At 60.4% G+C, this 6745-nt stretch carries 7 protein-coding genes and 1 pseudogene; 7 read left to right on the forward strand and 1 reads right to left on the reverse strand.

All coding sequences use genetic code 11. The annotated features are described in order from the left end of the window. The first annotated feature begins 85 nt into the window (after positions 1–85). The 6 genes from C1A35_RS33470 (at position 86) to C1A35_RS33495 (ending at position 5589) form a co-directional block, all read left to right on the forward strand. Positions 86–988 (forward strand): branched-chain amino acid ABC transporter permease, encoded by a 903-nt coding sequence (locus C1A35_RS33470; protein ID WP_104668534.1) that lies wholly within the window; start codon positions 86–88, stop codon positions 986–988. A 4-nt stretch (positions 989–992) separates the two neighbouring features. Further along, positions 993–2378 (forward strand): high-affinity branched-chain amino acid ABC transporter permease LivM, encoded by a 1386-nt coding sequence (livM, locus tag C1A35_RS33475; RefSeq protein WP_104668535.1) that lies wholly within the window; start codon positions 993–995, stop codon positions 2376–2378. Further along, positions 2378–3262 carry an ABC transporter ATP-binding protein gene (locus C1A35_RS33480; protein ID WP_104668536.1) on the forward strand — a complete coding sequence of 295 codons (885 nt, stop codon included), beginning with the start codon at positions 2378–2380 and terminating at the stop codon, positions 3260–3262. The genes livM and C1A35_RS33480 overlap by 1 nt, the downstream gene beginning before the upstream one ends. Further along, a complete protein-coding gene (locus tag C1A35_RS33485) occupies positions 3262–3987 on the forward strand; it encodes an ABC transporter ATP-binding protein (protein ID WP_104668537.1) in 726 nt (241 codons plus the stop codon). Before C1A35_RS33480 ends, C1A35_RS33485 begins: the two co-directional genes overlap by 1 nt. A 24-nt stretch (positions 3988–4011) precedes the next feature. Further along, positions 4012–4356: a DUF6867 family protein gene (locus C1A35_RS33490; RefSeq protein WP_104668538.1), complete on the forward strand. Its 345-nt coding sequence runs from the start codon at positions 4012–4014 to the stop codon at positions 4354–4356. 114 nt (positions 4357–4470) lie between these two features. Further along, complete coding sequence (locus tag C1A35_RS33495) at positions 4471–5589, forward strand: branched-chain amino acid ABC transporter substrate-binding protein (RefSeq protein ID WP_043626781.1); 1119 nt, start codon at positions 4471–4473, stop codon at positions 5587–5589. A 238-nt stretch (positions 5590–5827) separates the two neighbouring features. On the opposite strand, the gene C1A35_RS33500 is transcribed toward C1A35_RS33495, so the two are convergent. Beyond that, entirely contained in the window at positions 5828–6277 is a 450-nt protein-coding gene (locus C1A35_RS33500; protein WP_104668539.1) for a MarR family winged helix-turn-helix transcriptional regulator, read from the reverse strand. Between the two features lie 218 nt (positions 6278–6495). Between C1A35_RS33500 and C1A35_RS33505 the strand changes: the two are divergent. Continuing rightward, positions 6496–6745, forward strand: a pseudogene (locus tag C1A35_RS33505) (alpha/beta fold hydrolase); the annotation flags it as partial.

The following is a 6745-nucleotide window of genomic DNA, read 5'->3' on the forward strand; positions in this document are numbered from 1 at the left end:
ATGGAATCGAGCAAACACAGCGCTCAACAATGAGCTCAAAAAACAAGAGACCGGACCGTTATGGATCTGGTCCAGGGGAAGATTGATGGAGTATTTCGTCCAGCAGCTCGTCAACGGGCTGACTCTTGGGTCTATTTATGGTATGATCGCAATCGGTTATACCATGGTCTACGGCATCATTGGCATGATCAACTTCGCCCACGGCGATATCTTCATGCTCGGCGGCTTTGCTGCTTTGATTGTCTTTCTTATTCTCACTACATTCATCGGGGGCGTCCCGGTTGTACTTGCTCTCCTGCTGATGATGGTCGTCGGCATGCTGACCGCAGGTCTCTGGAACTGGACGATCGAGAAAGTGGCCTATCGGCCGCTGCGCGGTTCGTTCCGGCTTGCGCCGCTGATCACCGCGATCGGCATGTCGATCGCGCTGTCGAACTTCATCCAGGTGACGCAGGGCCCGCGCAACAAGCCGATCCCGCCGCTCGTCTCCTCGGTCTATGAAGTTTTCGGCATCACCATCTCGCTGAAGCAGATCATCATCATCGTCATCACGGCGGTTCTGCTTTCGATCTTCTGGTACATCGTCAACAAGACGCCGCTCGGCCGTGCCCAGCGCGCGACCGAACAGGACCGCAAGATGGCGGCGCTGCTGGGGGTTGACGTCGACCGCACCATCTCGGTGACCTTCATCATGGGTGCAGCACTCGCTGCCGTCGCCGGCACGATGTATCTGATGTATTATGGCGTCGTCGTCTTCACCGACGGTTTCGTGCCAGGCGTCAAGGCGTTCACCGCGGCCGTTCTCGGCGGCATCGGATCGCTGCCGGGCGCCGTTCTCGGCGGACTGTTGATCGGGCTTATCGAGTCCCTCTGGTCGGCCTATTTCACCATCGACTACAAGGACGTCGCGACCTTCTCCATTCTCGCCATCGTCCTGATCTTCAAGCCGTCTGGCATTCTCGGACGACCGGAAGTCGAGAAGGTATAATTCCATGGCAAACATTGCTTCTACGACTGCAAGCGCCGGCACTGACGTGACGGCGCGGGCCCTGCGCGAGGCTGTCTTCGCGGGCCTGATTTCGCTCGGCCTTTTCGTGCTGTTCGTCGGCCTGAAGTCCGACCAGAACATCCGCAACGAGCTGATCCTCAACCAGCGCTGGGGACTGTTGGCGATCTTCGTGATCGTCGCGGCCGTCGGCCGCTTCCTGATGGTGGCCTATGTCCAGCCGGCCATGGCCCGCCGGAAGGCGGCGAAAGCCGAAGCCGAAGACGTGGCGAAGGAAGAAACCTTCTTCAGTCGCCACTTCTCCAAGCTCGCGATTGCGTTCCTGCTCATCTATCCGCCGCTCGTCGTCGCGATCTTCGGCGTCCAGGGCTCGCTGAAGTGGGTCGACAATTTCGGCATCCAGATCCTGATCTACGTGATGCTGGCCTGGGGGCTCAACATCGTCGTCGGTCTCGCCGGCCTGCTGGACTTGGGTTACGTCGCCTTCTACGCGGTCGGCGCCTATTCCTACGCGCTGCTGTCGACCTATTTCGGCCTGTCCTTCTGGGTTCTTCTTCCGGTCGCCGGCATTCTCGCCGCCTTCTGGGGCATGATCCTCGGCTTCCCGGTCTTGCGTCTTCGCGGTGACTATCTGGCGATCGTGACGCTCGCCTTCGGTGAAATCATCCGACTGGTGTTGATCAACTGGACCGAAGTGACGAAGGGTACCTTCGGCGTCTCCGGTATCGCCAAGGCAACGCTGTTCGGCATCAAGTTCGATGCTTCGAAGGATGGTTTTGCTGCAATGATGGGCCTGCCGATGTCGTCGGCCTATTACAAGATCTTCCTGTTCTATCTGATCCTGGCTCTTGCCTTGCTCACGGCTTACGTGACGATCCGGCTGCGCCGCATGCCGATCGGCCGCGCCTGGGAAGCGTTGCGCGAGGACGAGATCGCCTGCCGCTCGCTCGGCATCAACACGGTGACGACCAAGCTCACCGCCTTTGCGACGGGCGCCATGTTCGGCGGCATCGCCGGCTCGTTCTTCGCCGTGCGCCAGGGTTTCGTTTCGCCAGAATCCTTCGTCTTCCTGGAATCCGCGGTCATTCTGGCGATCGTGGTTCTCGGCGGCATGGGCTCGCTTACCGGCATCGCAGTCGCTGCGGCCGTCATGATCGGCGGTACCGAAATCCTGCGTGAGCTTTCCTTCCTGAAGATGGTCTTCGGACCGGACTTCACACCTGAACTCTACCGTATGCTGATCTTTGGCCTGGCCATGGTCGTCGTCATGGTCTGGAAGCCGCGCGGCTTCGTCGGATCACGAGAGCCGACAGCCTTCCTGCACGAACGCAAGGCAGTCTCCGGCAGCTTCACCAAGGAAGGGCACGGTTGATGGCCCGCGAGACGACAACAATGACAAAAGACCCCATTCTCAAGGTTGAGCACCTGTCGATGCGCTTCGGCGGTCTCATGGCCATCAACGACTTCTCCTTCGAAGCCTATCGCGGTGACATCACCGCGCTGATCGGCCCGAACGGAGCGGGCAAGACCACCGTGTTCAACTGCATCACCGGCTTCTACAAGCCGACGATGGGCATGATCACCATGAAGCAGAAGGCCGGCAAGGAATACCTGCTGGAACGTCTGCCGGACTTCGAGATCACCAAGCTCGCCAAGGTGGCGCGTACCTTCCAGAACATCCGGATGTTCTCCGGTCTGACGGTGCTCGAAAACCTGCTCGTCGCGCAGCACAACAAGCTGATGCAGGCGTCGGGCTACACGTTCCTCGGCCTGCTCGGCTTCCCGGCCTACCGCCAGGCGTCGCGCGAGGCGATCGATCTTGCCAAGCACTGGCTGGAAAAGGCGTCGCTGATCGACCGTGCCGACGATCCGGCCGGCGATCTCTCCTATGGCGCCCAGCGCCGTCTCGAGATTGCCCGCGCCATGTGCACCGGGCCCGAGCTTCTCTGCCTGGACGAGCCGGCCGCGGGTCTCAATCCGCGCGAGTCTCTGGCGCTCAACGAATTGCTGAAAAGCATTCGCGCCGATACCGGCACGTCGATCCTTTTGATCGAACACGACATGTCCGTGGTCATGGAGATCTCCGACCACGTGGTGGTCCTGGAATATGGACAGAAGATTTCCGACGGCACACCGGATTTCGTGAAGAACGATCCGAGGGTCATTGCGGCCTATCTGGGTGTCGAGGATGAAGAGGTTGAAGAGGTGATCGAACAAATCGAGGAAATCGAAGGCGGGCAGGGGGGCACCCACTGATGACGGCGCCACTTCTCCAAGTCAAAGCCGTCGAGACCTACTACGGCAACATCCGGGCGCTGAGCGGCGTCGATGTCGAAGTTCACCGTGGTGAAATCGTCTGCCTGATCGGTGCCAACGGTGCCGGCAAGTCGACGCTGATGATGACCATCTGCGGCAGCCCGCAGGCGCGCACCGGTTCGGTCTTCTTCGAAGGCCAGGACATCACCCGCATGCCGACACACGAGATCGCCCGGCTGCGCATTGCGCAGTCGCCCGAGGGCCGGCGCATCTTCCCGCGCATGACGGTGTTCGAAAACCTGCAGATGGGCGCCAGCCTCGACAATCTGAAGCACTTCGACCAGGACGTGGAAAAGGTGTTTGCGCTTTTCCCGCGCCTGAAGGAACGCCAGGCGCAGCGCGGCGGCACGCTTTCGGGCGGTGAGCAGCAGATGCTGTCGATCGGCCGTGCATTGATGGCTCGGCCGAAGCTCCTGCTTCTCGATGAGCCGTCGCTCGGTCTCGCACCGCTGATCGTCAAGGGCATCTTCGAAGCGATCAAGAAACTCAACAAGGAGGAGGGGCTGACCGTCTTCCTCGTCGAGCAGAACGCCTTCGGCGCGCTCAAGCTTTCGGACCGCGGCTACGTGATGGTCAACGGCCGGGTGACGATGAGCGGTTCCGGCAAGGACCTGCTCGCCAATCCGGAAGTGCGCGCGGCCTATCTCGAAGGCGGCCGTCATTGACCGGCCGCATCTGGAGCAAGTGACATGCAGGGAATTCTCTACGAAGAAGTGTCGATCTGGCAGTTTCTTTTCATAAGCTGCGTGCTCGGCGGCTGGACCGCCTGGCGCACGGGCAAGAGCGTGGCTGAAAGCTGGGAAGGCATGCCGCGACTGATCCTCTACGTGGCGTTGCTGGGCCTCGGCATCCGCTTCGTCCACCATGCCCTGTTCGAAGGCACCATGTTCAGCCTGCAATACTATATCGTGGACACGGTCGTGCTTTTGTTGTTTGCTACCGCAGGTTTCCGGTACTACCGGACCAAGCAAATGACCAATAACTACTATTGGCTCTATGAGAAGGCTTCGCCCTTCTCCTGGAAAGCCAAATAAAGGGAACAGCGCGCGCCGGCCGCCGCGGCCGGTGCGAAAGAAACACCGGCGCAACTATGGTGGGCATTGCGCAGGTTGGTAACGAGACCCGCTCGAATAATTGGGAGTAACAAGATGAAAAAGTCTCTTCTGTCGGCGGTCGCGCTGACGGCTATGGTTGCCTTCAGCGGCAGCGCCTGGGCTGATATTCTCGTTGGTGTCGCCGGCCCGCTGACTGGCCCGAACGCCGCTTTCGGTGCACAGCTCCAGAAAGGTGCAGAGCAGGCCGCAGCCGACATCAACGCCGCCGGCGGTATCAATGGGGAACAGATCAAGGTTGTGCTCGGCGACGACGTTTCGGATGCCAAGCAGGGCGTTTCGGTCGCCAACAAGTTCGTTGCTGACGGTGTGAAGTTCGTTGTCGGTCACTTCAACTCGGGCGTGTCCATCCCGGCTTCTGAAGTTTACGCCGAAAACGGCATCCTGCAGGTAACCCCGGCCTCCACCAACCCGCAGTTCACCGAGCGCGGTCTCTGGAACACGTTCCGTACCTGCGGCCGTGACGACCAGCAGGGTGCGGTTGCCGGTGCCTACCTCGCGGCCAACTTCAAGGACGCGAAGATCGCCGTCATTCACGACAAGACCCCCTATGGTCAGGGCCTTGCCGACGAAACCAAGAAGTCGATGAATGAAGCCGGCCTCACCGAAGCCCTCTATGAAGGCATCAACACCGGCGACAAGGACTTCTCGGCGCTTATCGCCAAGATGAAGGAAGCCGGCGTTTCGATCGTCTACTACGGCGGTCTGCACACCGAAGCCGGCCTGATCATGCGCCAGATGAAGGACCAGGGCCTCAAGGCGACCCTGATGTCGGGCGACGGTATCGTTTCGAACGAACTGGCCTCGATCGCCGGCGATGCCGTTGACGGCACGCTGATGACCTTCGCTCCGGATCCGCGCAAGAACCCGGCTGCCAAGGACCTCGTCGAGAAGTTCCGCGCTGCCGGCTTCGAACCGGAAGCCTACACGCTCTACGCCTACGCCGCTCTCCAGGTCATCGCCGAAGCTGCCAAGGCTTCCGGCGGCAACGACCCGCAGGCAGTTGCCGAAGCCATCAAGGCAAAGGGTCCGTTCAAGACCGCAATCGGCGAACTCGGCTATGACGAAAAGGGCGACATCACGCGTCCGGACTACGTCATGTACACCTGGAAGAAGGGTGACGACGGCAAGTACAACTACTTCCAGAACGAGTAGTTCTGATTTCGGACCTGGCGTCCGATCTGTTGGGGCCCGGCGAGCAATCGCCGGGCTTTTCTCTTCTGCGGAGCTTGGGGCGCGCGACCTCTCAGGATCGCACTGTGCGCCTCTCGCTCGCATGGCATGCAAAATCGCCGCGCAGATCTGCGTGGCAGGCTTTCGCGCCTACAGCGCCGCGCGTCGCGCGGAGCTTTGAACTGCTGCGTGCTTTAAAGGTGGCATGCAGTTGGCGGCTTTACTTCAGCAGCGTATCGCGGAGTGCTGAGATCTCGGCACGCAGCCGCTCGAGATCTTCGGATCCAAGCTTCGTTGCCTCGGTAAGATCTCGAGGCACGCTGATTGCCTTGCGGCGCAGGGCCTTGCCCATGTCCGTCAATTGCACCCGCACCTGCCGCTCATCCGCCTTGTCGCGCACCCGGGCAATGTAGCCGGCGGCCTCCAGACGTTTCAGCAGCGGCGTCAGCGTGCTCGATTCCAGGAACAGCCGCTCGCCGAGCCCGCCGACGGTCTGGTCGTCCTTCTCCCACAGCAGCACCATCACCAGATATTGCGGGTAGGTGAGGTCGAGGCTTTCGAGCAGCGGCTTGTAGATGCGCGTGAAGGCATGGTTCGCGGAATAGACCGCAAAGCAAAGAAAGCTGTCGAGCGCCAGCTTGTCGTCGTCGATGTTGTCCGTGTCGGCCATCCGAGTTCTCCTGTCTCGGTGAAAATAAATCGTCCACGATATAATCGCAAGGGATTGACAGGTGTGCGGTCGCAATATAAATGTTTGTGCACGATCTAATCGATGGCGATATAAAGGCGAACGGCCACTTCTTTGCTTCATCTATTTATATCGTGCACGATTTAATCGTTAAATAATTATTGAACGCGGCGCGGCCGCAGGGAAGAAGGAGCCCTCCGATGAGCAAGGCAATCCGCAAGACCGAAGCCCACAGCATCTCCCGTCGTGATGTCCTCTCGGCAGCCTTCGGCGCCGCCGCCACCGCGGCCGCGGTCGATGCCGTGAGCACGCCGGCCAAGGCCGCATCTACCACCGCATCAGCCGCCGGCGCGTCCGGCACCGAGGGAGCACACAGCATGGGCAGCCGCATCATCACCCGCGATGGCGTCGAGATCTATTACAAGGACTGGGGGCGCAAGGACGGTCCGG

Origin of the sequence: Ensifer adhaerens, assembly GCF_002940685.1 — a bacterium.
In the GTDB taxonomy this organism is placed as follows: domain Bacteria; phylum Pseudomonadota; class Alphaproteobacteria; order Rhizobiales; family Rhizobiaceae; genus Ensifer; species Ensifer adhaerens_E.

Coding starts and splice junctions, on each gene's coding strand:
- C1A35_RS33470 (WP_104668534.1), top strand. CDS start 86: ATGGAGTATTTCGTCCAGCAGCTCGTCAACGGGCTGACTCTTGGGTCT.
- livM (WP_104668535.1), top strand. CDS start 993: ATGGCAAACATTGCTTCTACGACTGCAAGCGCCGGCACTGACGTGACG.
- C1A35_RS33480 (WP_104668536.1), top strand. CDS start 2,378: ATGGCCCGCGAGACGACAACAATGACAAAAGACCCCATTCTCAAGGTT.
- C1A35_RS33485 (WP_104668537.1), top strand. CDS start 3,262: ATGACGGCGCCACTTCTCCAAGTCAAAGCCGTCGAGACCTACTACGGC.
- C1A35_RS33490 (WP_104668538.1), top strand. CDS start 4,012: ATGCAGGGAATTCTCTACGAAGAAGTGTCGATCTGGCAGTTTCTTTTC.
- C1A35_RS33495 (WP_043626781.1), top strand. CDS start 4,471: ATGAAAAAGTCTCTTCTGTCGGCGGTCGCGCTGACGGCTATGGTTGCC.
- C1A35_RS33500 (WP_104668539.1), bottom strand. CDS start 6,277: ATGGCCGACACGGACAACATCGACGACGACAAGCTGGCGCTCGACAGC.